30 protein-coding genes and 1 pseudogene are annotated in these 25,568 nt (G+C 47.0%); 3 read left to right on the top strand and 28 right to left on the bottom strand.

Annotated features, from left to right (window positions below):
- Positions 1-39 precede the first annotated feature (39 nt).
- The 18 genes and pseudogenes from dusB to HUU58_07270 all read right to left on the bottom strand — a co-directional run bounded on the left by dusB (position 40) and on the right by HUU58_07270 (position 17,022).
- Positions 40-1,083 (bottom strand): tRNA dihydrouridine synthase DusB, encoded by a 1,044-nt coding sequence (dusB, locus tag HUU58_07355; protein ID NUN45484.1) that lies wholly within the window; start codon positions 1,081-1,083, stop codon positions 40-42.
- A complete protein-coding gene (locus HUU58_07350) occupies positions 1,083-2,474 on the bottom strand; it encodes a cysteine--tRNA ligase (GenBank protein NUN45483.1) in 1,392 nt (463 codons plus the stop codon). Before HUU58_07350 ends, dusB begins: the two co-directional genes overlap by 1 nt.
- A 52-nt stretch (positions 2,475-2,526) precedes the next feature.
- Entirely contained in the window at positions 2,527-3,057 is a 531-nt protein-coding gene (locus HUU58_07345) for a GNAT family N-acetyltransferase (GenBank protein ID NUN45482.1), read from the bottom strand.
- Positions 3,058-3,113: 56 nt separating this feature from the next.
- Positions 3,114-4,649, bottom strand: a complete 1,536-nt coding sequence (locus HUU58_07340; protein ID NUN45481.1) for a serine hydrolase — start codon at positions 4,647-4,649, stop codon at positions 3,114-3,116.
- 543 nt (positions 4,650-5,192) lie between these two features.
- A pseudogene (locus tag HUU58_07335) lies at positions 5,193-5,537 on the bottom strand (four helix bundle protein).
- Between the two features lie 55 nt (positions 5,538-5,592).
- The gene (locus HUU58_07330) at positions 5,593-7,035 is read right to left on the bottom strand and encodes an aldehyde dehydrogenase (GenBank protein ID NUN45480.1); all 1,443 of its coding nucleotides are present in this window, start codon (positions 7,033-7,035) and stop codon (positions 5,593-5,595) included.
- Positions 7,036-7,136: 101 nt separating this feature from the next.
- A complete protein-coding gene (locus tag HUU58_07325; protein NUN45479.1) occupies positions 7,137-8,021 on the bottom strand; it encodes a sterol desaturase family protein in 885 nt (294 codons plus the stop codon).
- A 12-nt stretch (positions 8,022-8,033) separates the two neighbouring features.
- Complete coding sequence (locus HUU58_07320; protein NUN45478.1) at positions 8,034-8,618, bottom strand: suppressor of fused domain protein; 585 nt, start codon at positions 8,616-8,618, stop codon at positions 8,034-8,036.
- A gap of 3 nt (positions 8,619-8,621) precedes the next feature.
- Positions 8,622-9,410, bottom strand: coding sequence for an SDR family oxidoreductase (locus HUU58_07315; protein NUN45477.1), 789 nt, complete (start codon positions 9,408-9,410; stop codon positions 8,622-8,624).
- Positions 9,411-9,639: 229 nt separating this feature from the next.
- Positions 9,640-10,017 carry a GxxExxY protein gene (locus HUU58_07310; protein NUN45476.1) on the bottom strand — a complete coding sequence of 126 codons (378 nt, stop codon included), beginning with the start codon at positions 10,015-10,017 and terminating at the stop codon, positions 9,640-9,642.
- Between the two features lie 99 nt (positions 10,018-10,116).
- Entirely contained in the window at positions 10,117-10,668 is a 552-nt protein-coding gene (locus tag HUU58_07305; protein ID NUN45475.1) for a BMC domain-containing protein, read from the bottom strand.
- Positions 10,669-10,691: 23 nt separating this feature from the next.
- On the bottom strand, positions 10,692-12,005 hold the full coding sequence (locus tag HUU58_07300; GenBank protein NUN45474.1) for a 4Fe-4S dicluster domain-containing protein: 1,314 nt from the start codon (positions 12,003-12,005) through the stop codon (positions 10,692-10,694).
- 24 nt (positions 12,006-12,029) lie between these two features.
- The gene (locus tag HUU58_07295; protein NUN45473.1) at positions 12,030-13,127 is read right to left on the bottom strand and encodes a tryptophan 2,3-dioxygenase; all 1,098 of its coding nucleotides are present in this window, start codon (positions 13,125-13,127) and stop codon (positions 12,030-12,032) included.
- A 33-nt stretch (positions 13,128-13,160) separates the two neighbouring features.
- Complete coding sequence (gene rpiB, locus HUU58_07290) at positions 13,161-13,613, bottom strand: ribose 5-phosphate isomerase B (protein NUN45472.1); 453 nt, start codon at positions 13,611-13,613, stop codon at positions 13,161-13,163.
- Positions 13,614-13,676: 63 nt separating this feature from the next.
- On the bottom strand, positions 13,677-15,623 hold the full coding sequence (locus HUU58_07285) for a sulfatase-like hydrolase/transferase (protein ID NUN45471.1): 1,947 nt from the start codon (positions 15,621-15,623) through the stop codon (positions 13,677-13,679).
- A gap of 112 nt (positions 15,624-15,735) precedes the next feature.
- Positions 15,736-15,978, bottom strand: coding sequence for a ferredoxin family protein (locus tag HUU58_07280; GenBank protein NUN45470.1), 243 nt, complete (start codon positions 15,976-15,978; stop codon positions 15,736-15,738).
- 179 nt (positions 15,979-16,157) lie between these two features.
- Positions 16,158-16,442, bottom strand: coding sequence for a hypothetical protein (locus HUU58_07275; GenBank protein NUN45469.1), 285 nt, complete (start codon positions 16,440-16,442; stop codon positions 16,158-16,160).
- A 229-nt stretch (positions 16,443-16,671) separates the two neighbouring features.
- Positions 16,672-17,022 carry a hypothetical protein gene (locus tag HUU58_07270; GenBank protein ID NUN45468.1) on the bottom strand — a complete coding sequence of 117 codons (351 nt, stop codon included), beginning with the start codon at positions 17,020-17,022 and terminating at the stop codon, positions 16,672-16,674.
- A 129-nt stretch (positions 17,023-17,151) separates the two neighbouring features.
- Between HUU58_07270 and HUU58_07265 the strand changes: the two genes are divergently transcribed.
- From HUU58_07265 to arsB, 3 genes are read left to right on the top strand one after another with little or no spacing between them, the layout of a single operon-like run.
- Positions 17,152-17,490, top strand: a complete 339-nt coding sequence (locus tag HUU58_07265; protein ID NUN45467.1) for a winged helix-turn-helix transcriptional regulator — start codon at positions 17,152-17,154, stop codon at positions 17,488-17,490.
- Positions 17,491-17,531: 41 nt separating this feature from the next.
- On the top strand, positions 17,532-17,954 hold the full coding sequence (locus HUU58_07260) for an arsenate reductase ArsC (protein NUN45466.1): 423 nt from the start codon (positions 17,532-17,534) through the stop codon (positions 17,952-17,954).
- Positions 17,955-17,987: 33 nt separating this feature from the next.
- A complete protein-coding gene (gene arsB / locus HUU58_07255) occupies positions 17,988-19,034 on the top strand; it encodes an ACR3 family arsenite efflux transporter (GenBank protein ID NUN45465.1) in 1,047 nt (348 codons plus the stop codon).
- Positions 19,035-19,053: 19 nt separating this feature from the next.
- On the opposite strand, the gene HUU58_07250 is transcribed toward arsB, so the two are convergent.
- From HUU58_07250 to HUU58_07205, 10 genes are all read right to left on the bottom strand, one after another.
- Positions 19,054-19,548 carry a hypothetical protein gene (locus HUU58_07250; GenBank protein NUN45464.1) on the bottom strand — a complete coding sequence of 165 codons (495 nt, stop codon included), beginning with the start codon at positions 19,546-19,548 and terminating at the stop codon, positions 19,054-19,056.
- An 85-nt stretch (positions 19,549-19,633) separates the two neighbouring features.
- Positions 19,634-20,542 carry a helix-turn-helix transcriptional regulator gene (locus HUU58_07245; GenBank protein ID NUN45463.1) on the bottom strand — a complete coding sequence of 303 codons (909 nt, stop codon included), beginning with the start codon at positions 20,540-20,542 and terminating at the stop codon, positions 19,634-19,636.
- A gap of 130 nt (positions 20,543-20,672) precedes the next feature.
- A complete protein-coding gene (gene hemH / locus HUU58_07240; protein NUN45462.1) occupies positions 20,673-21,674 on the bottom strand; it encodes a ferrochelatase in 1,002 nt (333 codons plus the stop codon).
- Positions 21,675-21,764: 90 nt separating this feature from the next.
- The gene (locus HUU58_07235; protein NUN45461.1) at positions 21,765-22,190 is read right to left on the bottom strand and encodes a cbb3-type cytochrome c oxidase subunit I; all 426 of its coding nucleotides are present in this window, start codon (positions 22,188-22,190) and stop codon (positions 21,765-21,767) included.
- A gap of 1 nt (position 22,191) precedes the next feature.
- The gene (locus tag HUU58_07230; protein NUN45460.1) at positions 22,192-22,635 is read right to left on the bottom strand and encodes a hypothetical protein; all 444 of its coding nucleotides are present in this window, start codon (positions 22,633-22,635) and stop codon (positions 22,192-22,194) included.
- 122 nt (positions 22,636-22,757) lie between these two features.
- A complete protein-coding gene (locus HUU58_07225; GenBank protein ID NUN45459.1) occupies positions 22,758-23,261 on the bottom strand; it encodes a hypothetical protein in 504 nt (167 codons plus the stop codon).
- Between the two features lie 69 nt (positions 23,262-23,330).
- The gene (locus tag HUU58_07220) at positions 23,331-23,885 is read right to left on the bottom strand and encodes a hypothetical protein (protein NUN45458.1); all 555 of its coding nucleotides are present in this window, start codon (positions 23,883-23,885) and stop codon (positions 23,331-23,333) included.
- A gap of 61 nt (positions 23,886-23,946) precedes the next feature.
- Positions 23,947-24,384 (bottom strand): carboxymuconolactone decarboxylase family protein, encoded by a 438-nt coding sequence (locus HUU58_07215; protein NUN45457.1) that lies wholly within the window; start codon positions 24,382-24,384, stop codon positions 23,947-23,949.
- A gap of 118 nt (positions 24,385-24,502) precedes the next feature.
- Positions 24,503-24,901 carry a GNAT family N-acetyltransferase gene (locus tag HUU58_07210; protein NUN45456.1) on the bottom strand — a complete coding sequence of 133 codons (399 nt, stop codon included), beginning with the start codon at positions 24,899-24,901 and terminating at the stop codon, positions 24,503-24,505.
- A gap of 142 nt (positions 24,902-25,043) precedes the next feature.
- Complete coding sequence (locus tag HUU58_07205; GenBank protein ID NUN45455.1) at positions 25,044-25,532, bottom strand: hypothetical protein; 489 nt, start codon at positions 25,530-25,532, stop codon at positions 25,044-25,046.
- Between the last annotated feature and the right edge of the window lie 36 nt (positions 25,533-25,568).

Raw genomic sequence — 25,568 nt, 5'->3', positions numbered from 1 at the left:
AAATCCGATAGAAAATTTACCAATAAAAAATATACTTACTCAAACCGTCTCATGCCGCGTGCCGATGAGACCGCCGAGTTGCGGAAGCATGGCGTCTCGACCTTCGGAAGCTTGCCATTGTTTCATCTCTTCGCCGTATTGGGCGAGGCGATCGAGAATGGGTTGCAGTGCCGTGTACTGCATCAGTTCGGCGCGCAGTTTGCCGATATAGGGAAGGCCTTTGAGATAGCCGGAGTAATATTTACGAAATTCCAGCACACCGTATTTTTCTTCTTTGTACTCCACCGACAGGCGCAGATGTTCGATACAGACCCGTAATCGTTCTTCGGCATCGGGCGGAGGTAGGAGTTCACCGGTATCTATGTAGTGCCGCGATTCGCGAAAAATCCACGGATTGACGATAGCGGCTCGGCCGATCATCACGCCGTCACAACCGGTCTCCAGCATACGTTTGGCATCCTGCGGCGTTTTGACATCGCCATTGCCGAATAAAGGAATCGAAATCACTTTTTTTATTTTTTCCAACCAATGCCAGTCGGCGGAACCGTCGTGCCCCATATCGCGTGTGCGGCAGTGCACGGTCAGCGCCTTTGCGCCTGCGTCTTCGACCATACGTGCGACATCGAGAATGTTGATCGTATTTTTGTCCCAGCCCAGCCGGGTTTTTACGGTGACCGGAAGTTGCGTACCCCGCACGGTGGAGCGTACGATCGCTTCGAAACGCGGCAGATCTTTGAGCAGACCGGCCCCGGCGCCGCGCATGGCGACATCTTTGACCCAGCAGCCGCAGTTGATATCTATAAAATCCGGATTGGCTTTTTCAGCAATCCGCGCCGCGCCTTCCATAGACGTATCCAATCCGCCGAAAAGCTGTATGGCTACGGGGCGTTCCTCGTCGGCGACTTGGATTTTGCGTAAAGCCTTGCGGGCATCGCGGATCAAGGCTTCGCTGGAAGTGAACTCCGTATAAAGAATATCGGCGCCGAGCCTTTTGCATACGATCCGAAAGGCAATGTCGGTGACATCTTCCATCGGAGCCAGCGAGACGGGAAAATCATGTATGTTGACGTTATCTATATTCATCAGGCGCCCGGTGTTTTACGTTTTTCGACTTTGATGCCTTGCGGGGTATCTTTGATATCGTAACCCGCGGCAGTGATCTTATCGCGAAACGCGTCGGCATCGGCCCAGCGTTTTTCTTTGCGTGCCAGTACGCGGGCATCGGCCCAAGCTTGGATTTCGGCCGGAATCTCTTCGACCGCAGGAACCCACGCCGCCAAACCGAGCCCCAGCACGCGATCCATTTCCAATACGGTTGCTTTTTTTGTAGCCGGAGTTTTGTCGCTTTTTACAAGGTCCCACACCAGCGCGAGTACACGGGGAATATTGAGATCATCATTGATAAACGTGCGAAACTGCGTGAGCGTCGCTTCATCCGGTGTGCCTGCCGCGCCCCATTCGAACACTGCCGTGCGCAGACGTTGTAACGCCGTTGCCGAACCGTCGAGGCTTTCCCAGTTAAAATTGAGTTTGGTACGGTAATGCGCGCTAAGACAAAACATGCGCCACACGATCGGATCGTAACCCTGATCAATAAGCGTCTGCACACGTAAAAAATTGCCGACGGATTTACCCATACGCGAATTATCAATCTGAAGAAAATAACCGTGCATCCAAAAATTGGCCAAACGCGTTCCGTAACAAGCCTGCGTCTGCGCGATCTCATTGGGGTGATGCACCATGATATGATCTTCACCGCCGCAATGAATGTCAAAGTATGAACCGAGATACTTCGCCGACATGGCGGAACATTCGATATGCCATCCCGGAAAACCTTTGCCCCACGGGCTGTCCCACTCCATCTGACGCTGCTCTTCGGGTTTGCTGAATTTCCACAGCGCAAAGTCGGTGATATTGCGTTTTTCGCCGATCTCTACGCGCGAACCCGCTTCGAGACCTTCGACTTTGAGCCGCGCGATATATCCGTAGTCATCGAGTTTGGATGTGTCAAAATAAATGCCGTCCGATGTGCGGTAGGTGTATCCTTTGTTTTCGATGCCGCGAATAAATTCGATCTGTTCCGGTATATGATCGGTCGCTTTGCACCAAGTATGTGGCTCGGTTATATTTAACCGTTTCATATCTTTTTTGAATTCTTCCGTATATTCCGCGGCGATTTCCCATGCTGTTTTACCGGTACGACGGGAGCCTTTTTCCATGCGATCTTCGCCGGTATCCGCGTCCGATGTGAGATGCCCGACGTCAGTGATATTCATGACATGATGAACTTTGTACCCGTTGTATTCAAGTACACGTCGCAGAATGTCTTCGAAAATGTAAGTGCGTAGATTGCCGATGTGCGCGTAGTCATAAACCGTAGGGCCGCATGTGTACATGCCGACTTCGCCGGGTTGGAGCGGTTCAAAATTCCGCAATGCGCGGGTGTACGTGTCAAAAAGTTGTAATGAAGGCATGGGTGTTGTATCGGGTATAAAATGGATAATGCAATAATATTATGTCAAAAAATTATACGCTCACCGGCTGTGGGACTATCGCACGACGAAATACGTCATGCAGCAGTCCGGCGTGAAAAATCGTCGTGTCTTTTTTAAAGCCGAGCCGTTCCGCAACATGGCGGCTGGGTACATTTTCGGGCCTGATCAGTGCGATGAGCGAAGCGGCATGGTTATGGGCTTCGACCCATGTGATGACCGCGGCACCGGCTTCCGTGGCATAACCCTGATGCCAAAATTTTTTGCGGAGATGGTAAGCCAGTTCTACTTCCTCGCATGCATCGACGCGCTGAGGTATCAACCCGCAATCCCCGATAATCTCTCCGGAGTCGCGCGCCACCAAAGTCCAGAGGCCATAACCGCGTGATGTGTAGCGTTCTTGCTGGCGACGGATCAACCGATGCACTTCGTCACGGGTGTACGCACGCGGAAAATGGATCAGCGTTTCCGCGGAGCCGAATAAATCAAAGAACATTTCCGCATCCGATGTGTGCATGGGGCGAATCAACAGACGCGGCGTTTCAGTTATGATCGGAGATTCCATCGCCGCGCAAAATAAACGCTAAGTACCGTTATGTCAACCTAAAAACCGGTACGGGCTTATTTCTTTCGTTTCAATTTCAATTCCGTAAAATCAAAATCCGGGTTGGGGATGTCAATTTTCAGTTCATCCGGTTTGCCGGTGGCATCCAACGTAAAGGTGGCAAATCCGGTCGGTAGATTTTTATCCTGAAGCGTGATCTGAAACGTGTCGTAGTGCCAATGCGTGAGCGTTCCGGTGAAAGTGGACGTCGGCAAAAATCGAATCGTCAGTTTGTCTTTTTCCGTTTTGACTTCGACGTCACCATAGAGTTCTCCGCCGTAAATACCGGCATACGCTTCGGCTTTGAGCGTCGGTTTGGTGTTTTTCACGCGCAGACTGTCGGTCTTTTTTCTATCGGCAATTTCTTTCAGTTCGGCGCGTTTATTGAATTCCCAATAAAAAGCATCCCAGTCTTTTTCGTTTTTACCCAAGTGCATATCTATGATGTGATAGATCATCGGTGTGGTGAGCCCGTTAATACTATTGGTGAGTATCACAAAACCGAAACGGTCTTCGGGGATAAGAACCAGCCGTGAAACCATACCGTCGGCACCGCCGGAGTGAGTTAGAATTTTTTTACCGTGGTAGTCGTGCATAGTCCAGCCTAAACCATAGGCTAAAAAATGCCGGGACGGCATAGCGCGTTCTCCATTTTCTGAAATATCCATCAGCGTATGCGGTTGCCACATTTCACGCGCGACGGCGGCACTATAAATAGTGCGCCCTTCGTAAGTGCCGCGTCCCAACTGGAGGCGCATCCACTGTGCCATATCTACCACATTGGAAACGGTGGAGCCCATCGGTGCGACGTTATCCCAATTACGATATTCGACAGGCACGGGTTTGAAATCCACGATCGCATGCGGCGTAGCAAGATTGGTCATCGTGTGGATATCGGCAAAACGTGTAATCGTCCGGGTCATACCCAGAGGGATAAAAATACGTTCACGAATAAAATCATCCCAACCTTTACCGGATACGCGTCCTACGACTTCTCCTGCGGCGAGATACATGATATTTTGATAACCGTATTTGGCACGGAAACCATATTTGGGTTGCAAATATCTTGCCCGGCGTAGCACTTCCGAACGGTCATAATGAGTACCATACCACACCAGATCGCCGCTAAATGTTTCCAAACCGCTCCGATGGCACAATAAATCACGGATGGTCATGGACTGCGTGACGTAAGGGTCGTACATTTTAAATTCCGGAAGATAGTTGGACATCGGGTCATCCCAACGGACTCGGCCCTCATCCACCAGAATGCCCATACTCGCCGCCGTCATGGCTTTAGTTAGCGAGGCTATCGAAAAATTAGTATTGGCATCTACGGGATCATTTTTTCCGACGGTTTTTACACCGAAGCCTTTGGCGTAAATCATCGAGTCGTTGAGTACGACGGAAATGGCCATCCCGGGTACATTCCACTGCGCGAGCGCGGCGTTTGCATAACGGGAAAGACTATCCGTATCCAGTTTGGTCTGGGCCGGAAGCATCGGTGCTAACACGCAAAACCAAAGAATGCGTAAGGGCGAAATGAATTTTTTCATGCAGTGCTCTCTCACTAATAGAGTTTTAATGTATCGTTTTACGCACGGTAGCCTTTAAAGTTACCATCTCAACTAATCAATTGTTGCGATGACTTTAAGTTCGATCGCGATGGGTGTAGGCAGCGCGTTGATCTCCAGCGTCGTGCGGCAGGGTTTATTGTTTTTAAAATATTCCGCGTAAATTTTATTATAAATCGGGAAATCGTCTTTCATGTTGGTCAGAAAAACCGTGACGTCCACGATATTATCCCAGGACGAACCGGCATCTTCAAGGATATAGCGTATATTGCGAAACACGGAATGACATTGTTTGGCGATATCGTATTTTTTGATATTACCTTTGGCATCCAGTGTAACGCCGGGGATGGTTTTTTTCCCGCGTTCTCGCGGTCCGACGCCCGAAAGGAATAATAGATTGCCCACGCGCCGCGCATGCGGATACAGGCCGACCGGTTCCGGTGCTTTGGAGGAATTCAGGATTCCCGATTTAGGATTTGGGATTGGGGATTGGGGAGTGTCGGTTTTTGTATCTCCCGTTTTGTTTTGTTTTAATGTTTTAATTGACGCAACTGCCATAGCGATGATCTCGTGATTTTCGATAATTAGCTGTTTGAGTTTAATTTTAGGAAGTAATTCCAGTTCTGCAATAAGTTCCAGCCAGTACAGTGTTTCGTCGGCTTCGGCTTCTACGATACCTAATTTCGCTATAAATTCAGCCGTAGATCGTGCTCTGCAGGCTTCACGGTAATTCGCTCCGACGGATGTTCCCGATCGGAACAATTGGCGTTGTATCAACTGTGATTCGCGATTGGGAGGTAATGCCCGGCATACGGCGATAACACGTTTTGCAAAATCTTTTGTTCTTAACTTAAAGTCCGTCGAATTCATAAAACTATGTGTATTTTGTAAACGTTCGAAAATCAACGATCCGAAATTCTAAATTCTAAATCTTCACACACACATTCTTTGTTTCCGTAAAAAAGCGCAGGGCTTCGAAACCGCCTTCGCGTCCGACGCCGGAATTTTTGACACCGCCGAAGGGCGTACGCAAGTCGCGCAACAGCCAGCAGTTGACCCATACGATGCCGGACTTGATCGCGCCGCCGATACGATGCGCACGCTGCAGGTCGCGGGTCCATATGGTGGAGGCCAGTCCGTACGAAGTACTATTGGCCAGTGCTAACGCTTCTTCTTCAGTGTCAAACGGCATCACGGTCACGACGGGGCCGAAAATTTCTTCCTGATTGGTGCGGCATTGGGCGCCCAAACCTTCGATGATCGTCGGCTCGATGAACCAACCGTTGGCACAGCGGCCGGATAATTTTACGGGATGACCGCCCGTCACGATGCGTCCACCTTCTTTTTGTGCAAGGTCAATGTGATATAATATTTTTTCCATGTGCGCTTGCGATACGATCGCCCCTTGTTGCGTGGATTCGTCCAAGGGGTCGCCGACCACGAGTTTTTTGGTGCGCACGGAAAAATCTTTGAGAAAACGATCGTATATCCCGCGTTGGACCAATAGGCGCGAACCGCATAAACAGATTTGCCCCTGATTGACAAAAGAAGAGCGCATGGTTTGCGTCAGCATTTCATCGTAATCGCAGTCATCAAATATGATGTTGGGATTTTTACCGCCCAGTTCGAGCGAAAGTTTTTTAAATACCGGTGCGGCCACACGGGCAATCTCGGCGCCGGTTTTCGTGCCGCCGGTAAAAGAAATTGCCGTGATCGCGGGGTGTGTCGTGATTGCTGCGCCTACTTTCGGACCAAGACCGTGAACGATATTCAGTACGCCTTTAGGAAACCCCGCTTCGATGGCTAATTCAGACAGCATAAATGCAGTCATCGGTGTTATCTCCGACGGCTTGGCCACCACACAATTTCCCGCCGCCAGCGCCGGGGCGATTTTCCAGGTAAAAAGATACAACGGCAGATTCCACGGTGAAATGCAGCCCACGACACCGATCGGCTGACGCAAAGTATAATTGATCGCCGTATTTTCCATCGCATGCGCTTCGCTGGAAAACTGAAGGATTGCCGAAGCAAAATAATAAAAGTTACTCGAAGCCCGCGGTATGTCCATCGCGCGCGCAAGGGCCAGCGGCTTACCGTTGTCTATGGATTCGGCGCGGACAAGTTTTTCCATATCCCGATCGATCAGTTCCGAAAGTTTGAAAAGTAACCGCGCACGCTGTTCGGCGGGCGTCAAAGACCACGCAGGAAAAGCTTTTTCCGCCGCATCAACGGCCATCGCGACATCGCGCTCATCGCTGTCCGGTATCGTACCATAAACGGCGCCCACCGCCGGTTCATAGTTATCCAAAGTTTTTCCGCTTAGTGCGGGTTGGAGTTTTCCGTCAATGTAGTTCGAAATAGTTTTCATAAAAATCACGGTTGGTTAGCATAGTAAAAAAAAAATCCATCGGATACGGTCGCTTAGTAAAATCACTTCTTTAAGGTACAGATGCGTGATGCGTACAGATTTCAATTTTGTTTGCCGACGGGATATATTACTTGTTTAAAGAAGCCGCGCGGGAAAGGTTCTTCATTTTCAAAACCAAGTTCGATATCGCGCCCGTCATGCGGTATGTATGCCGTCTTAAAAAGATAGTCCCATACGCTCAGTGATAATCCAAAATTGACGCCATACGGATACGATCCCGGAAGATGTTTGGCGTGATGCCAGATGTGCATAGCCGGGCTATTGAGCAGCCACCTGAGCGGACCCCACGTCCATGCAATATTGGCATGATTGAGATGCCCGATCGCAAGTGCAATCATGTGCAGCATAAAAAAATCCGTCAACCCAAAACCAAAAAAAGCGAGGGGTATATACTGAAGCGATTTGTAAATCACTGTTTCCATCCAGTGAAACCGCAAATGCGCCGCAAATCCCATTTCTTTAACCGAGTGATGCAGTTTGTGAAATTCCCAAAGCCACGGAACGCGGTGCAGTAAGCGGTGTATATTCCACTGAATAAAATCCGCCACGACAAACATAAGTATGTACTGTAGCCATACCGGCCATGTGTTTACTTTAATAAAAGACAGACTGCCGACGCCGATAGTTTCCAATCCGCGATCCAGCCATACGACGCATACATTGGATAAAGCGTTGTACGCGATCAGTGAAAACAAAAAAAAATTAAAAAACATATAAAAACCATCGAGCCAAAAATCGCGGCGAAACACGGGCTGATTTTTACGCCACGGGATGATGATTTCAAATGCCCATACGACAAGGGAAATTGCGATCAGACCGTAGAAATAATTACGATACCAAGGGACGGAGGCCCCTGTCATTTCCATGTAAAGATAATTGGAATAACCCGTGTAGGCGTCTGAAACGATCTGAAGCAGTTCTTCCATGAGCGTTCCCTGTTACATTCGATCGGAAAAAATATCCGTCTGACTTTCATACAACGCATTAAGCATACGACGAACCCCCATCGTACGCGCCATGTCTAATTCGCTTTGCGTCAGCGGGACAAAATTAAGAAATTTTACGATGGTATTTTCGGCGTGCATGTGATCCCAGCCGCCATCCACAAACGAAGGGTGCATCAATCCGGCCGAGCAACCGCCAAAATGGGGAATTCTGAGGTTGGGTAATACATGCCAATGATCTAAAAAAGTATTTTTAACAAAAGGCAGCGCGGCAAGGTTAAGTAAAAAAACAGCGGCTTCTTCCTCTTGTGCTTCCGTCAGTTTACCGCGCAGTGTCCAGTGAATTTCGGCGCGATGCGGACATTCCGGCATTGCACGTTCAGCCATACCTATGGTGGAAAACGTCGTCATGGGGATTTCTTCCGTCGGTTCCCAAACAAACACGTCAAGGTAGTTGAGCGCGGTCAGCGTTGAATTTTGCTGATCGAAGCGAAACTGTACATCGGGGTCACCGTAATTTTCCGTATGCGCAGCGAAAACTTTACGTAGCAGCTCGGAGGGTTCAGGCGCGGAGATCATGATTTATAAGCATCCCGTTCTTCCGCCATCCACGGGCAGATTGATACCATTGATATATCCGGCCGCGGGTGAGGCGAGGAAAGCGATGGCGGCAGCAATATCTTCTGCTTGCCCAAGGCGTCCGGCGGGAATTTCGGTCACCATTTCTTTTTGAATCGCCTCTTCCGGGCGACCGCTTTGTTTGGCGCGGTTGGCGATGAGAGTGGTCAAGCGTTGTGTGAGGGTGGCTCCGGGCAAAACGTTATTTACCGTTATTCCAAACGGAGCAAGTTCGACCGATAGTGTCTTCGCCCAGTTGGCCACCGCGGCGCGAATGGTATTGGATACACCTAAACCTTTGAGCGGTTGTTTGACGGAAGTCGAGATCACATTGATGATGCGACCAAAACCCGATGATTTCATACCGGGGATTACCGCTTGTGCGAGGATGTGATTGCAAATCAAATGCTGGCGAAAGGTTTGCTCAAACGCATCGGTCGCTGCATCCGCGATCGGGCCGCCCGCGGGACCGCCGGTATTATTGACGAGAATGTGTATCGGGCCTGATTTTTCGGTAAACGTATGGAGGATTCGCTGAAGCGTCTCCGGTTTTGAAAAATCTGCCACCAGATAAGTATGGTGCGCCGAAGCCGGTTGGGGCAGTTCGTTTTTTACACTTTCCAACGCCTCGGCGTTACGTGCACAAAGTATGATTCGCGCACCGAGACCGGCCAGCGCCATTGCGGCGGCTTTACCGATGCCTTGCGTACTGCCGCATACTAAGGCGGTTTTATTTTGCAGATTGAGATTCATGTCTATTCATAGTGTTTGCTCGCAAAGACGCGATGAAAAAAAGGTACAAACCGGAACGACGTCGTGTACTTTGCGTCTCCGCGAGAGAAAATTATCTGATCAGACTACTTCGGTCAGCAGTTCCGGTCGCGGCATTGGTTGTTTAGTTGAATAAGAGTCATATTTCAAATATTTACTCGCAAAGTCGCAAAGAAAAAAAGGAGTTTATAAGCGAGCATAATGAACCAAGTTACAAGTTATTAGCGATTCTTGTTATACCGTCTTTGATTAACGCCGAATTGAAATTCACCAGCAAGCCCAGTTTATAACCTGAAATTTTCAGATAAGTCAGCAATTGTTTTTTGTGTAAAGGTAAAACTGTTTCTACCGATTTAATTTCGACGATAACTTTATTTTCTACAATTAAATCTAAGCGAAGTGCCGATTCAAATTGCATGTTTTCATAGCGCAGAGGAATCGTTTTTTGTCTTTCAAAATGAAGATTCCTCTTATCTAACTCGTAACACAAAATGTTCTCATAAACCGATTCGAGTAATCCTGGTCCCAATGTAGAATGTATTTTAAAACAAGCATCTATTATTTGTGTTGAAATAGCGTTTTCAGGTATTTCATTGATCAATAAAAAACAACCTTTTTATCTGTATAGCATCAAAAAAAGTTTGTTTGATACAGCTTCTTTGCGTCTCCGCGAGAGAAAATTATCTGATCAGACTACTTCGGTCAGGAGTTCCGGTCGCGGACCCGGTATGACGACTTTGTTGACGAGTAGTCCTTTTTCGGCTACGACACGTGAACCCGCGTCCACAGCGGCCTGAACGGCGGCGACTTCACCGGTCATGGTGAGAAAAGCTTTACCGCCGAGCGCCATAGCGAGGCGAATTTCCAGCAATTTGACATTGGCCGCTTTAACGGCGGCATCGGCCGCTTCGATCAAAGAAGCTACAGAAAACGATTCGATAATGCCCAGCGATTCGCGCAGTTCGGATCGGCCCGCTCCGGAGAGCGCAGGAAAAACTTCCGGGTGCACATTGGGAATAACAAAAGTGTCTATGACCGAACCGCGGCTTTGTGCTGCACCGGCATCAATGCTGGATTGCACCGCCGCGACTTCACCGCCCACCATCACGATGTATTTGCCTGAACAAATCGAACGTGCCAGTAAGATGTTAACGTTAGCCGCTTTGAGCATCGCATCCGCCGTGTCAAATCCCGCTGCAATACTGCCGAGTTCGATCAATCCGATAGAATTCATAGTCATGATAATATCCTCAAATTTACATTTTAAGATTCGATAAGGATGCGATCCGCTTCGACGCGTGCCGTACCGTCAATGCTGGCGTGGATCGGTGCGCCCATTTTATCCTGCGGGACATCGGCGATAAGCTGCCCCCGTTTTACCGATTCACCCGTGCGAATAACCGCTTCGGCTTTTTGCCCCACGTGCTGCTGCAGCGGCAGGATCACACGTTTAAATGGGGTTGCTTGACGATCGGAATAAGGGGCGTGTATGTCGTAATCCGTGACGCCAAGACGTTTCACCAGCATTTTGAGCGGGGTGCGGCGCCCTTCGTACATCGGATGCGGTTGTATTTCCACCGGGCCTGACCATTGGATGTTTTGTTCTTTCATCACACGTTTGCTTTGATCGCAAGCTTCTTTGGGGAAAAGACTTTCCGGGCATGCATACAGCGTGCATAAGCCGCAGGCACAACACAAAGAAGCAAATTGGTTCCAATAATCCGTACCGGTTTTGGTAAATCCGAGACTGCGCATCACTTTGTGCGGCTGAATATCGTAACCCAAAATATAACGGGGGCACAGTTCGGTACAATAGCTGCATTGATCGCAAGCCGATTTGCCGATACGATGCATGGATTCCTCCGGCAGAGATTTTCGCGTCACGAGTTTATGCTCTTTGGGAAGTACGATCAATCCGGCGCAGGTTTTGGTGATGGGTTGATCCAGATCAAAGGTCAGTTTGCCCATCATGATCCCGGAGACAAAAACACCGTATTCTTTTTCTGTAATGCCGCCGGCCATGGCGATCACATCGGCAAATGTCGCACCGACGGGAACAATCCCGGTGAACGGTTTTTTTACCGCGCCGGAAACGGAGATAAATTTTTCCGTCACGGCTTCGCCTTTTTCGGCCTGCGCGATGTTGTAAAACGTTTCGACATTATTGACCACGCAGCCGACATGAAGCGGTATGCCCTGCGGAGGTATCAGACGTTTGGTGCTTTCGTATACGAGGATATATTCGTCGCCCGAAGGATAAAAATCACCCAGCAGATGAAGCCGTATGCCGGGTTTGAGATGTTTCTGTAGTGCTTCGATGGCTTTGGTGTTTTTTTCTTTGACGCCGAGGATGCCTTCTTTGGCGCCCGTGGATTGCATGACGAGTTCGACGCCACGCACGACTTCCGCCGGATAATGCAGCATCAATTCGTAATCTTTGTGAATCAACGGCTCGCATTCGGCGCCGTTAGCGATTACGGTATCCACGGTGGAACCGGCTTTGATGTGTGCCGGAAAACCGGCTCCGCCGGCGCCGACCACACCGGCTTTGCGTATCATATCAACAATAGCACTCATAGGTGTTTTATCGGTTAACGATCCTTATTGTTTTTGACTGTAGACAAATCCAAGATTGCGCTCGACGTCGCCGGGCAGCTTGGGTAATGAGGAACGCGGAATTAAAAATGTCGAAAGGTTGAAAAAATCGGAAAAGATTTTATGTTGATCCGAAGTGCCTTTCAGGTACTGATGCCCGGACGAACCGCCCGTGCCGATTTTGGTGCCGATCATGCGGTGTACCATCAGTGCATGGCGATAACGCCACGTTGTAAACATTTCATCAATATCCACAAGTAAAGTAATGAGGCGAAACGGCTGATGCAATATCGGTTGATCGCGGTATAAACAAATCAGTAGCGCCGCCTGCGTGGCGCGGTACGAAATCGTGCGTATGCCTTCCTTCATCAGTTGGTTATGTTTATTTTCATCGAAGAGCGCATCAAAATTGATCCGCGTGAGATCAAGTTGTTTTAATTGTTCTTTTTTTTTGGATGGCGAAAGACTGACGTTATGTTCGATGGTGCGGTGATCTTCATCCAGCATGCGTGTTACGGCATCCCGGTATGCGCTCCAAAAATTAAAATCACCCAATTCCAAAAACGGTGTGCGTTCCAACCAGCGCTCGACCAATTCGAGCAGCGAAGCCGATTGTTCAGCGGTCTGCACTAAAGATTGATGTTCTTTGGAGAGCCGATCGTGGTATGGATGTTGACCGTAATTGAGTCGCTGGGAATGTTTGAGCCCGAGTTTGTTTTCGATCAGGCGAAACTGGACGCTTTGAAAACCCGAAGCCGGGACTAAAAAATCTCGAAATTCCAAAAAATCCAACGGTGTCATCGTTTCCAAAATCCGCAGTTGATCTACCAGGATTTTCTGAATTTCCGTGACGCGCTGCAACCTTGCGACGGCGATGCCTATGTTTTTTTCATCAATATGATCTTCGGCAAACAGGCGTGCAACGGAATCTACTTCGTGCAAAATTTGTTTGAACCAAAGTTCGTACGCCTGATGAATGATGATAAACAGCATCTCATCGTGCGCCGGTTTGCCATACGCATCGCTTTTAGGATGTTGTGCGCCGAGCAGCTGATTGAGTTCCAAATAGTCGGCGTAATAAACCGGCGGATAAGGTTTTTCCATAGGACCAGTAGTTAAAAAAATAAATAAGAATTTTTATTTGCCGAAATTTTCTTCAAAACCTTTGACTTTATTCAGCCGCCGGAGGTGACGTTCGGCGTTGGAAAAGCGCGCTTTGAGAAATGCTTGGATCACTTCGATGGCCAAAAGCGGACCGATAATACGCGCACCGAGGGTGAGCACATTCATGTCGTCATCCTCTACACCTTGACGGGCTGAAAATGTATCATGACATAATCCGGCGCGAATACCTTTGAATTTGTTGGCCGCCACCGTAGCGCCGACACCGCTGCCGCAGATGACGATACCGCGATCAGCGAGACCGGTTTGTACCGCCTGGGCTACTTTTTCCGAATAATCGGGATAATCCGCAGGATCCGATGAAAATGTTCCGAGATCCATGGTTTCGTGACCGACCTTCTGAACAGTTTCGATCACCGTCGCTTTGAGTGGAAACCCGCCGTGATCGCAGCCAATAGCTATTTTCATGATTACCTCTTCAGCAAATGGGACATTGTTGAATGAATCGGCTATATATATAAACTTTTCGTTTTATTTCAAATCAATATCCGCACGCGAAAGCGAAGAGTCCGATGGTTGTGTGGCGGCTTCGTTTTCCAAATTAATTTTCATTCGCTTGGCCAATTCTGCGAGCACCGCATGGTCGGATATATATTGATGTATCCATGGCCGATGCGCTTCTCTAAAAGATAAGTCGTCCCACAAGTTGTGTTCTTCATACGGGTCGGATTGCAAATTATAAATCTGTGGCCCCGCTTTATCCGTTGCTAAAAATTTCACATGTTGGCGTAATAAAAAAAACTCTTCACGATTCCACTTTCGGATATCGCCGGTATTTGTACCGCTCAGGATACGCAGGGAGTCCGCCGGATCTTCCCACCGCATTCCCTGATAAGAATAACCCTGAAGTGAGGTTTTGTAAACACCCCAGTAACTTAACAAGGTCGGGAAAATATCGGCATTTTGTACCGTACTGTATTCATTTTGTTTCCAGGCTTGAAATCGCGCCTTACCTTCGGGGGTTTGATAATATTGGCTCGGATAACTTACCCATAATGGAATGCATATGACTTCGTCGTACAGATTATTCAATCGAGCAAGACCGCGATGCTTAAAATTCTCACCATGATCGCTTGTCACGATGATCAGCGTTTCGTCTTTCAGGCCGGCTTCATTGAGTTGAACGTATATCTGCGCAATCAAACTGTCCAAATATTGTACCGCCGCGGCATACCGCTCGGTTGAGTTAGGTGATAACGCCGTATGCGGGTCGCCGGGATTATACGGCTGGTGCGTGCAGTTAAACTGAATAACGCCAAAAAACGGGTTTTTGTTTTTCTTAAATTCCTGAAAAATAGAATTAGTGTAATCCAATATTCGGCGATCCTCCACGCCCGCATTATTGACGTAAGGCGGGCCGATATCTTTAGCCGTTATACTTTGATCCACTTGTTTATTGAGAAAAAATACATCCAGATTTTGCCAATCCCAGTTTTGCGGCGTGATAAAAAAAGTGCGGTAACCCAGCGCTTTAGACACATTCCAAAGCGTCGGCATGCGATGATAATCGGCGGAAGTGGCGGTTGTGGGAATCATGCCCATAAGAATAGCAGGCAAGCTGACACGGGTAGAACTCGAATTGCTGCGTGCGCGTTTGAATACGAAAGACAAGCTGTCAGAAGCGATTGCGTCGGTCATGCGTGAAGCCGGCGGAATCGGATTAGCCAATGTCTGATAACCGATAAAATCGGCGCGCAACGTTTCGTTGATGATCAACAGTACATTGGATGGTTTTGGGGCGGTCCGATTCTCCGGTAAAATAATTCGTTGAGGAACAGAATAGCCTTTTCCCGACTTATCGCCGAACGCATATTTTGCGACGGCTTGTAAACTCCCGAAGTCCATCGGTAACGTAGCGGACAGTTTTTTGGAAAAAAAACCGCCGAGCAACGATGCCGCGGTGATGATTGCCAAAATCGCTAAGACTTTCTTCACCGAAGCCGGGGTACTCGTGTGCATACGTTGTGCAATATGACGTATCACAAAATAGTGGCAGGCATATATCGCTGCGAATACGGACATCAGAAGAAACATCAGCGGCATAGAAATATAACCGGTAATAAGACTAACCGCGTCAGTCCATTCATCCATCAGATACGCCACGGCAAACTTATTGGGCAAGTTACCAAACTCATAATAATATCCGAGGCTTACGGAAATCGTAGCGGTAAATACCAAGGCAAAAAGAATTTGCCCGACAATGAAAAGCATGCGAACCCGTTTGTGTTCGCGATAATGATGCAGCGTGTACGCCGAAGCTAATTGATAAAAAGTCCAAAACGCGATAGAACCGATAAACCCGTTGGTATACGCCAGGATACGGTTGGTATTAAAAGTAACGGTTGATTTATTGGTTACATAATCGAGCAGAATCAATGCGCAAGGAAAGATAAACGCCGGTAACGTGATTTTTTTCATTTTGATTTCCCCATTTTAGCACGGCAGGTGCGATGCTACGGCAACGACGAGCATAAAAAATAAAAAGGCTTGGAACAAGTCCAAGCCTTTTCGTGTGTAATCAAGACGGGATCTATTGTTTGAATTGATCCGCGTTCTTCTGAATAAAACTTTTCCATTTATCGGGCGTGTTTTCGGCGGCGAAAATCGCTTCGACAGGGCATTCGGGTTCACATGCGCCGCAATCAATACATTCATCCGGATGAATGTACAACTGATCCCAACCGTCGCCGTCATAAATGCAGTCCACCGGGCAAACCTTGACGCAGGCTGTATCTTTAACACCGATGCACGGTTCTGCAATAATATAAGCCATATCTACTCCTCTGAAAATTTTTTATAGTGAGCACAAATCCATCATTATCGTGGCTCAACATAAAAATTAAGCCGTGAATAGTCAAGATTTTTTCAGCGAAGAGGGTGCGGCAAAAAATAAAAAGAGCTGCGCAAATTATTCGCGCAGCTCGGAGTAAGAAATGAATATATCCAGACGGACTAATACGAGGGGAAGTATCGTTTGAAAAGCACATCCGTAAGACCGGTTGCTTCTTTGCTGTCTTGTCTGATTTTTTTACGCATAAACTCGGCTTCGACGGCGTCCATCACGTCTTTCCAGTCGCGCATGGGCTCCAGTTTGGACATGAACGCATTGAATTCCTGCGTATTGCCGTCGTACAGTTTCTTAATAGCTTTATCACGCTTCACGACCCATTCCGGATCGGAATTGAATAATTCCGTAATGCTGATCAAAGGGCGCGATTCGGGTTGAGAGATTGACATAATATATACTCCGTTTCATGTCATTTTTTTTCAGATTTTCCGGACTTGATATAGAGATGTACAAACACGCCGAAAATTGTGATCGATAGGGCGATCACAACGATCTTGGTGAGCACATCGGTTGAAAAACTCATAGTACCTCCGTGAGAAACACCACCACGGATGGCATGAAGCTGTGCCGGCTCAGCCACACCGGGTGGCCGATAAATGATTTATAGAGGGGGAGATGTCAGCAGATCGGCGGGGCGCGAAGACCTGTCGTATGCCCGAGGAGAAAATTGTGGGCCAGTGAAAGTTGAAAAAAATCGAGGTATTTGCGGTACGTAATAAATGAAACAGGTAGTGCAGGCAGAATCCACGCTTTATGGCGTGTTTCTTTTAATTGGGATGCAGTTTCTTCGCGGGACGATGAAAGAAAAAATAAACCGTCACGCTGATCTAATGATGACCAGGCCGGCTCTTGTGCTGTTTTATGCGGGGAACGGTTTTCGTTTTGTTGGCTGGCCGAATAAGTATGCGAAGCAATGCTTAATAAAACGAAAACAGTGAAAAACAATGAAGCTTTAAAAATCCGTTGCATGACGTAAATTAGAACAGTTCGTATCGTATTGTCAAGCACTACTTCTAATAATCGGTATCACAAAAAACGAATTGATTTTTTGAAGAGGTTGGATTATTATAATTCGTTAATAAACGAATTAATATGACCATTCAAAATTACGCCGAAGTATTCAAAGCGCTTTCCGATCCTAACAGGCTCCGCATTCTCAAAATGCTGGAGCAACGTACGTTGTGTGTATGTGAAATACGGGACGTCTTAAAATTGGCGCCGTCCACCGTTTCGCAGCATTTGAAAATTTTGAAAAAAAATGCCTATATAAAAGAAGAGAAAAAAGGCCGTTGGGTGTATTATAGTTTGAATACGAAACCTCTGTATCCGGAAATAACCGCGCTACGTATATTGCTTCATACAGCGCTCAATGATACGGCGCAGGTACAGTCGGATGTAAAAAAAATACAAGCACCCAAAATGATAGCGTGTTTATAATATTTCGTAATATAACGAATTAATATTAATAGGTAGTGTTTATGAAAAAACGTGTCTTAATCCTTTGTACCGGGAATTCCTGCCGCAGTCAAATGGCCGAAGGGTTTCTTAAATCATTTGATGCTTCGCTTGAGGTGTATTCCGCAGGTACACGGCCTTCATCTCAAGTGCATCCGAAGGCGGTCAAGGTAATGGGCGAGATTGGAATTGATCTCAGCGGTAACTATCCCAAAAGCACCGATCTTTTTTTGGATAAGCCGTTTGACTATGTCATCACCGTATGCGGTAATGCCCAAGAACAGTGCCCTGTTTTTACGGGAACCGTGAGCCACCGATTGCACATTGGGTTTGATGATCCAGCGGAGGCTTCTGGGGCAGAAGAACATGTGATGAAGGAATTTCGCCGCATCCGTGATGAAATTAAAAAAGACTTTTTTGCATTTTATCAAAAGTCACTTCGATAAGTGATGCCACACGCAAGATTCACTATGGAAAAGATCAGTAAACTTTCATTTATAGACCGGTATCTGACGTTGTGGATTTTTATCGCCATGTTGATCGGCGTTTTTTCAGGCTATTTGTTTCCGCCCATCGTTGGATTCTGGAACCGGTTCCAATCCGGCACGACCAATATTCCTATCGCCGTAGGGTTGATTCTGATGATGTATCCGCCGCTGGCCAAAGTCAAATACGAAGAACTCGCGGATGTTTTTCGGAATAAAAAAGTTTTGTTTCTGTCGCTCGTTCAAAACTGGTTGATCGGCCCCGTGTTTATGTTTTTGCTGGCGGTCGTATTTCTCCGCGATTATCCGGAATATATGGCCGGCCTGATCATGATCGGACTTGCACGCTGTATCGCTATGGTTATCGTGTGGAATGAACTTGCGCATGGTGATACGGAGTACGCGGCGGGTCTGGTTGCTTTTAATTCCATTTTCCAAGTTTTGTTTTTCCCGGTGTATGCGTATCTCTTTTTGACGTTGTTTCCCTCCATGCTCGGATTACAAGCGTTTGCGGTGGATATCACGATCATGCAGATCGCCGAAAGCGTATTTATCTATCTTGGAATTCCTTTTTTAGCCGGGATGCTTACGCGGATGATTTTATTAAAAGCTAAAGGTCGGGTTTGGTATCATGAAAAATTTATTCCCAAAATATCGCCGCTGACATTGATTGCGTTGCTGTTTACGATCGTGGTTATGTTTTCGCTCAAAGGTGAGTATATCGTAACGATTCCGTTCGATGTTTTGCGCATCGCCGTTCCTCTGGTGATCTATTTTGTCGTGATGTTTTTGATTTCTTTTTATCTCAGCCGTCGCAGCGGTGCGGACTATGCCGAGTCGGCTACGCTCTCGTTTACCGCGGCGAGCAATAATTTTGAACTGGCGATCGCCGTTGCCATAGCGGTTTTCGGTATCTCATCCGGTGCAGCGTTTGCTGCCGTGATCGGTCCATTGGTCGAGGTGCCCGTTTTGGTAAGCCTCGTTCGCGTTGCGTTGTGGATCAAAAGTAAATATTATGATGCGCCGACGGGGGCGAACTGAATTTCAATCCGTCTTTCCATTATTTTTTGCGCACATATTGTATGCGCCATTGCAAGGCCCATGTTTTGCCGCCGTCCTCTGTTTTTTCCCAATCCCACGTAAACGCATCCGTCTTGATATCGTAAAACAGCATACGTGACATATATTGTTTGCCGTTGGCTTCGCGTATTTTGGTTTTAAAAATCTTTTTTCCGTCCGACATATCGCCTTCAAAATCAAAATAACCGCCTTGGTTATCGGCCCATGCTTGACGCCATTTTTTTTGAACAGGTGTATATACGGAAAGGCTCGTTCCTTTGAATCCGCTTTCGTCTTCAAAATGTTCCTGAATCACTTTGCCGTCTAAAATTTTGACGATGCGATTTTGACCTTTACCGGTGCTGCCGTCGGCGTTGGACCAAGTCGCCGTCCATTCACCTACCCAAAAATCAAACGCTGTCGAATCCATCGGCATTTGTGCAAAGGATTGAGTCCATATAAAAAAAAGCGCGATAATGAAAGATCGCATCAACATACGTGTGCCTTTCGTTTTGGAATAATATCATCCCTATAATATGCGCAGAGGTTTGTTAAAACAAGGTGGTGAAAATTGCTTTTTTTTATTGCGTGCGGTCGGAGGGTTTTTTGCCGAAATGCTGACGAAACAATCGTGAAAATGAACTTCGGTCTTCAAAGCCGACACGGCGTGCAATGTCTTCAATACGAAGGGAAGTGGTTTCGGTGAGTCGTTTGGCCTCGAGCAATCGGCATCGTATGAGATATTGGTGCGGCGTACATAAAAAATGTGATTTGAAAAGGCGAATCAAATGATGCACGGAAAGGCACGCCACGCGACTGAGATCGTGCAGATTTATAGATTCCGCATAACAGGCCTCCATATAATCCCGGACATGCTGAAGCCGCCGGTACAGTTCTTCGCGTGTCGAGACTTTTTGGAAAGGCAGGCCGCGCGTTTTTTTATTTTCTGACGCGGAAAGCGTGCGCATCGCTTCATATAAAAACGACAACTCTTCGTCCACGCGTCCGTTCAAATCCGCGGGCATGGTAAGGCATCGTCGAATACGGTTCAGACGGGTCCGGATATGATGATGATACGGCAGCGTGTACTCCGGAAATTGCACGGAAGGCGCTTCGCCCGAAAAAGGATCATCTAATTTTTGCATACTATCGGACATGCTATCGCGCAAAGCGGTGCGTATAAAATCCGCACTGAAATTGATTGTAAACGATTCGACGGTTTCACCGTCGCGAATATAACTGGCGTAAGTCGTATCTTCATTGAGTATCAAAATCCGTTCCGGCGTAACGCGGTGCGTGCTGTGCCGTGTGACATAGTATTCATGACCGGATAATGTGGTTTTGAGCGAGAGGGGACCCCAATGCTTGGGAAAAGCAATTCCTGAAGATTGGCAATGAATGATCACGTTGGCCACACCATGTTCATCACGCCATTCGGCTTTATCAAATCGGCGGGAGTGCGGATCGGGAAAACGATCAACGTAACGCATGGCGAAGTATCGGTTATGATTTCTAATTTATACGGTATTTTTTAAAAAAGTTTCTTTGCTAAAGGTATATCGCCCCGAAGGAGTTATTCTTCAATATTTACTTAGGAACATTACTATATGATCCAGCCGCCTATGATTGCGATACGGGCCAAGCACCGTGCAATGCCTTTAGAGTGAGGTCGTAGAGACACGCGGTAAAAGACGGATGATCGCGGAGTGCAGGCATCATATCAAAATACCGAACGCCTGCTTGTTCCGCTTCATGACGCGCTTCGATATTGATTTCAGAAAGCGTTTCGATGTGCTCCGTCACGAAAGCGATAGGAACCACCAGTATGCCTGATGCCTTTTGTGACGCGAGTTGAGCGATGGTCTGCACCAGCGAAGGCTCAAGCCACTTTTGCGGGCCGACTTTGCTTTGGAAACACAGATGATGGGGTAACCTAAAATTACCGGCGGATAAAACTGCTTCGTATGTGCGACGAATATGCAACGAATACGGATCGCCATCGCGAACAAGTTTCATCGGTGTGCCGTGTGCACTAAATACCAGATGTATCTGCGCACGCTCTTCGCTCGGTAGTTTGGCTAGTGCTTTTTGGATATTATCCGTGATTGCGCGAATATAATCCGGATGATCAAAATAACTTTCGATGATTTTGGCAGGAATGCGATCAATCTGATATTTTTTAACGCAGCGTTTCCATTCATTGATACCGGAGCCGGTCGTAGCCTTGCAATAATGCGGATACAGCGGGAGCAAAAGAATACGATCGTAACCACCCTCGGCTATGGATCGGGCTACCGCATCGGTCATGGGGTGCCAATAGCGCATCGCGATAAATACGGTACATCGGTGACCGGATGTATCCAATCGTACTTGCAACGCCTGTGCCTGCTCTTCGGTTTGCGGCAAGATCGGTGAACGGCCTCCGATATTTTTGTAGAGTTCCCGGACGGGCAGTGAACGGCGGGTCGAAATCAAACGTGCGAGACCTTTACGAAAAAGGAAAGCGCCTGGCAGATCAATGATGTCCGGATCACAAAATAAATTATACAAAAACGGTTCGACTGCATCTAAGTTATCCGGTCCGCCAAGCTGTAGTAATATAATGGCCGTTTTTTGTGCCACGTCAAGATCTCACAAGGTTTTGGAAAAAGCAGATTTTTTCCGCCTCGCATTCATATCAAAACATATTTAATATTTTGATGCACTGGGGGATCATTTGCCGTTATAGATTTGTTTGAATAATCGAAGACGTCGCCATAGCTGGGTGAACATGATCATAACGGCAACGCTATTGCACAAAGCCACGCTCAATGTGATCGCGGACCGTGCCGATCCGGAGATTTCGGAAACGAGTCCGGCGATGAGGCCGGTGTGCCATAGCACCCAGGCGGTGATAATGAGTTTGGGATTGCCGCGATCATGGGGGCCGTCGTTGCGCGGCAGTATCCAGTGTGCTACGCCGATGATAAAAGGAATCATAAAACCGAGCAACATGGTGTAGATGTGCAGCGGCAGCAAACGCCACCAGAGCATATCCCATGACCAGGTTTTGTGCAAAAGTAAAAGTGCGCCGAGCGTAACGCCGACTACAAAATAAATCAACGCGCCGCGAATCCACCATATACTGAGGCGATCCATGTCATTTGCTCCGCACTCTTTGCCAGATATGCGCGGCATATACGACGCATCCCAGCCACATCAGTATCACGGAAGCCGTAAGCGCGAATCGCAACGCATCGCCGGAGGACGGATCGAGAAACGGTTCACACACCCCGCGCAGTACGAGGCCGCTATTGATCGTCAAAAGCGCAAACCAACCGATCCGGTCGCGGAGTATGAACTGCGCCTTATCTTGCCACGGAAACATCCACAGCGATACGCCGATGATCATCTGCATGACCCAGCCGAATAAGAAAAAATGAAAAAATACGGGCTGAAGATTGTGAATGGTCGTCCAACCCCAATGCGGTCCCACTTGGGTCAACGCCTGTATCAGGATCGAAAGCAGGAGAAATACCAAAGCGCATCGGATAAAATATTTGGCTATAGCCGGCATAAGTTTGAGTATAGGTAATTCGATCATAAGATTATCGGGCACGCATCCCGCTCAATGTAAGAAAAAAAAGTAAAATAAAAAGCCGGTATGTATATGCCGCCGTACTTCGGTTAATTGTCTATACACGTTGCGGCGGGTAATGCTTCATTTTATGAAGTGATTTCTTTGAGATAGAGTTTTTTTATAATCCATCGTTCAGTATGTTTGATGGATCTTAGGCAGGTAACATAACACATGAGCATTGGAATACCTGCGCCAAAAATTGCAAAAGCCGATCGTTCATACAGCGTTGATGCGCTTTCGATACCGTCAACGGACATGCGATCCGTAAAAAAAGCAGTACATAAAAAAACTAAAGCGCACAGTGTGAACGATAATATCCACCCGTATCGCGGTGTAATATGGATATGTATCTTTGTGGGGTTATCACCCAGTATCGTACCTTGGATGGTCGGATAGATCATTCCGTTATTGGTGGCCCATACATTTTCTTTGAAACGGAAATGGTTTTCTTTGATCGCGCCGGTAAAAGTTTTTGATGAAAAGAAAACGATACGGTTCTTTTTCTCTAAGGTTTCTTGCACGATGGCCGTGATACGGCTTGGGGAATATTCGGTGATGTATGTTTTTTCTATTTCAAACGGGTTTTTCATCAATCACTTTGCTTAAGTTTTTTTAATTCCGTGTATGGTAAGTGCTAACAGTGCACTATAGTATCCCATTCATCGCTTTTTTTTAATTTCGATGATCATATTATACACTTGCCGGACGTTTTGTATCAGATGAAGTGACGGTGTCGGATTTGTTCCTGGCCACCAGCTCATTCCGTTTCCCCATACCATCATCGGATTTTTCGGGCCTATCGTGATCGTGCCGCTACCGTCATTTTTTTCGTCGTATTCGAAATCAGCGAGGGTTTTGATATGTATGGATTTTATAGTCTTCTTAAATAGGCCGGACTTGATAATGATGCGTTCATCGGTCAAACCGTAAATCGTCGATTCCCTTAGTTTGGCGTCTATGATAAATCGCCCGAATACCATCATCAGCCCTATGACAACAAATGGAACCCCAAACAAGCTAAAGAAAATCGGTGCACCGGAAGTAATGGCTGTGGTAAACCAAAATATCGCAAACCCGCACCACAAAAGGCTAAACGGTATCATAAAAATGTCCGCCGCACTAAAAACAATTCCCTTTCGGGGCTGTCCTGTCCAAAGCAGTTTTTCGTTTTTATCTAAATAGTCTTGTAATTCCGAGGTCAGATTGAAATCCATACATCCTCTGTATATGTTATGTAGATTATGCTTGATCGTAATGCTTCATCGGCGACAGATATTATTTGTAGATCAGTTTTGTCGTCACGGCGATGCGATTCCATGAATTAATCAAAACGATCAGCATTATGATTTGAGCGGTTGTTTTTTCGCCAAAATGTTTTACGACGGCATTATAGGTATCATCCTGCACGCCATGCGCATGGATCAAGGTGACTTCTTCTGTCAATTGTAAAACCAGTCGCTCTTCGTCAGAAAACAGATGCGATTCTTTCCAGGCCGGTAATACGAAGAGCCGTCTTTCGCTTTCGCCTAACTTAATAGCATACTCCGTGTGCATGTCTATGCAGTAAGCGCACCCATTGATCTGCGAAGCGCGTATCTTTATGAGTTCTGTCAGAAGTGGTGAAACACCGATCGTTTTGGTATAGTTTTCTAAAGCCATCATGGCCTTATACGCTTCGGGTTCAATGTCTTTTATCGAAATGCGAGTAAGCATGTTGTATCGTTTTATTAAATGACAGTAATCAAATAATCGGACGTTACGCGATGGTGCGAACGTCTGTATAAAAGCGATCCGACGAAGTTTGGTGATTTTTCCGGTCGGATGAAAGTATTTATTTAGTCCGGAGAATGGTAAAGGCCCGGTCTTCTTTGGTCATTCCGATTTTGGGATAGTAGGTCATCGCGGTGGCAACCGAAAGCAATAGTATCATGACTTCTTCGCCCACTTTTTCTTTGGTGAGGCGAACCAGTTCCTTACCGATGCCGTTTTTTTGGTAATCGGGATGGATCGCCAGGTCGGCGAGGTAACAACTCCAAACCCAATCCGTGATCGAGCGGGAAACTCCGACCAGCAGGTCGCCGTCCCAGGCGGTTACGATCAGATCGGAATGGTCATACATCTTTTGTATGCGTTCTTTGTCCTGGGTCGGTCTCGGCAAACCCGATCTATCATAGAGCGCTATGATCTGGTCGGCGGAGGGTCTTTTGTCAAAACTATATTCGATGGGCATGGTGGTGGTTTGATAGTTAAGGTTAAGGATTCTCAGTTTGGCATTGGTGCGGGATTTTCAGTACAAATACTCAATCGAAAAACGATCGTTGTATTTAGCATTAAGCCTGTTATTTTATTTAACGGGTGATCAGTGTTCGTTTTTATTTCTTTTTAGACTTCATTGTTTTTCTTAAAATTTTAACCCACCAATTCCATTCGCTACTTTTTTTGTCTTTTGTGAACTGGTTTTCGATTTTATCAAAAGCGTCTTCAATGTAAGCATCGTGCAGCCAACGAATTGCTAACACCCATTTTAAAGTCGCTGAACCTGTTGTTGTCATATCAATAATATGTGTAAGCTCAGTTTTGTTGGGCTCTACCTCGTTGATGTCAAATCTGTGGTAACCATTAAAACCGATCAAGTTAAACTGAAAAGTGATTGATTTTTCAGGCTGATACTCCGTTACAACATATTTGATGGGTCCGTGTCCGCCTTTTGAACCAACCTGTAATCCTTTGTCCAATTTCATCGGCGACCATTTATCTGTTGCCAACATCATATCATTTTCCGTCGCCAAAGTGTTTAACAGTTTGGCGATATCGGCCTTGGGTTGTCCGATTTCTCTCGTATGAATATTTATTACTTTCATCTAACTTTTCCTGATACCCATTATGCAGATCGGTTA

This window comes from bacterium, from assembly GCA_013360215.1.
GTDB lineage: Bacteria > CLD3 > CLD3 > SB21 > SB21 > JABWCP01.
Note: the sequence above shows the minus strand (reverse complement) of the source record. Positions and strands in the feature narration are given on the sequence as shown.

Bases quoted from the DNA above. Each gene is read 5' to 3' on its own strand.
- HUU58_07250 (NUN45464.1), bottom strand. From the start codon at position 19,548: ATGTTGATGCGATCTTTCATTATCGCGCTTTTTTTTATATGGACTCAA.
- rpiB (NUN45472.1), bottom strand. From the start codon at position 13,613: ATGAAAATAGCTATTGGCTGCGATCACGGCGGGTTTCCACTCAAAGCG.
- HUU58_07315 (NUN45477.1), bottom strand. From the start codon at position 9,410: ATGAATCTCAATCTGCAAAATAAAACCGCCTTAGTATGCGGCAGTACG.
- HUU58_07295 (NUN45473.1), bottom strand. From the start codon at position 13,127: ATGGAAAAACCTTATCCGCCGGTTTATTACGCCGACTATTTGGAACTC.
- HUU58_07305 (NUN45475.1), bottom strand. From the start codon at position 10,668: ATGACTATGAATTCTATCGGATTGATCGAACTCGGCAGTATTGCAGCG.
- HUU58_07245 (NUN45463.1), bottom strand. From the start codon at position 20,542: ATGCGTTACGTTGATCGTTTTCCCGATCCGCACTCCCGCCGATTTGAT.
- HUU58_07325 (NUN45479.1), bottom strand. From the start codon at position 8,021: ATGGAAGAACTGCTTCAGATCGTTTCAGACGCCTACACGGGTTATTCC.
- HUU58_07350 (NUN45483.1), bottom strand. From the start codon at position 2,474: ATGCCTTCATTACAACTTTTTGACACGTACACCCGCGCATTGCGGAAT.
- HUU58_07320 (NUN45478.1), bottom strand. From the start codon at position 8,618: ATGATCTCCGCGCCTGAACCCTCCGAGCTGCTACGTAAAGTTTTCGCT.
- HUU58_07270 (NUN45468.1), bottom strand. From the start codon at position 17,022: ATGCAACGGATTTTTAAAGCTTCATTGTTTTTCACTGTTTTCGTTTTA.
- HUU58_07220 (NUN45458.1), bottom strand. From the start codon at position 23,885: ATGGATTTCAATCTGACCTCGGAATTACAAGACTATTTAGATAAAAAC.
- HUU58_07340 (NUN45481.1), bottom strand. From the start codon at position 4,649: ATGAAAAAATTCATTTCGCCCTTACGCATTCTTTGGTTTTGCGTGTTA.
- HUU58_07345 (NUN45482.1), bottom strand. From the start codon at position 3,057: ATGGAATCTCCGATCATAACTGAAACGCCGCGTCTGTTGATTCGCCCC.
- HUU58_07275 (NUN45469.1), bottom strand. From the start codon at position 16,442: ATGTCAATCTCTCAACCCGAATCGCGCCCTTTGATCAGCATTACGGAA.
- HUU58_07225 (NUN45459.1), bottom strand. From the start codon at position 23,261: ATGAAAAACCCGTTTGAAATAGAAAAAACATACATCACCGAATATTCC.
- HUU58_07235 (NUN45461.1), bottom strand. From the start codon at position 22,190: ATGGATCGCCTCAGTATATGGTGGATTCGCGGCGCGTTGATTTATTTT.
- HUU58_07210 (NUN45456.1), bottom strand. From the start codon at position 24,901: ATGCCCATCGAATATAGTTTTGACAAAAGACCCTCCGCCGACCAGATC.
- HUU58_07215 (NUN45457.1), bottom strand. From the start codon at position 24,384: ATGCTTACTCGCATTTCGATAAAAGACATTGAACCCGAAGCGTATAAG.
- HUU58_07330 (NUN45480.1), bottom strand. From the start codon at position 7,035: ATGAAAACTATTTCGAACTACATTGACGGAAAACTCCAACCCGCACTA.
- HUU58_07230 (NUN45460.1), bottom strand. From the start codon at position 22,635: ATGATCGAATTACCTATACTCAAACTTATGCCGGCTATAGCCAAATAT.
- dusB (NUN45484.1), bottom strand. From the start codon at position 1,083: ATGAATATAGATAACGTCAACATACATGATTTTCCCGTCTCGCTGGCT.
- HUU58_07285 (NUN45471.1), bottom strand. From the start codon at position 15,623: ATGAAAAAAATCACGTTACCGGCGTTTATCTTTCCTTGCGCATTGATT.
- HUU58_07280 (NUN45470.1), bottom strand. From the start codon at position 15,978: ATGGCTTATATTATTGCAGAACCGTGCATCGGTGTTAAAGATACAGCC.
- HUU58_07260 (NUN45466.1), top strand. From the start codon at position 17,532: ATGAAAAAACGTGTCTTAATCCTTTGTACCGGGAATTCCTGCCGCAGT.
- HUU58_07300 (NUN45474.1), bottom strand. From the start codon at position 12,005: ATGAGTGCTATTGTTGATATGATACGCAAAGCCGGTGTGGTCGGCGCC.
- HUU58_07205 (NUN45455.1), bottom strand. From the start codon at position 25,532: ATGAAAGTAATAAATATTCATACGAGAGAAATCGGACAACCCAAGGCC.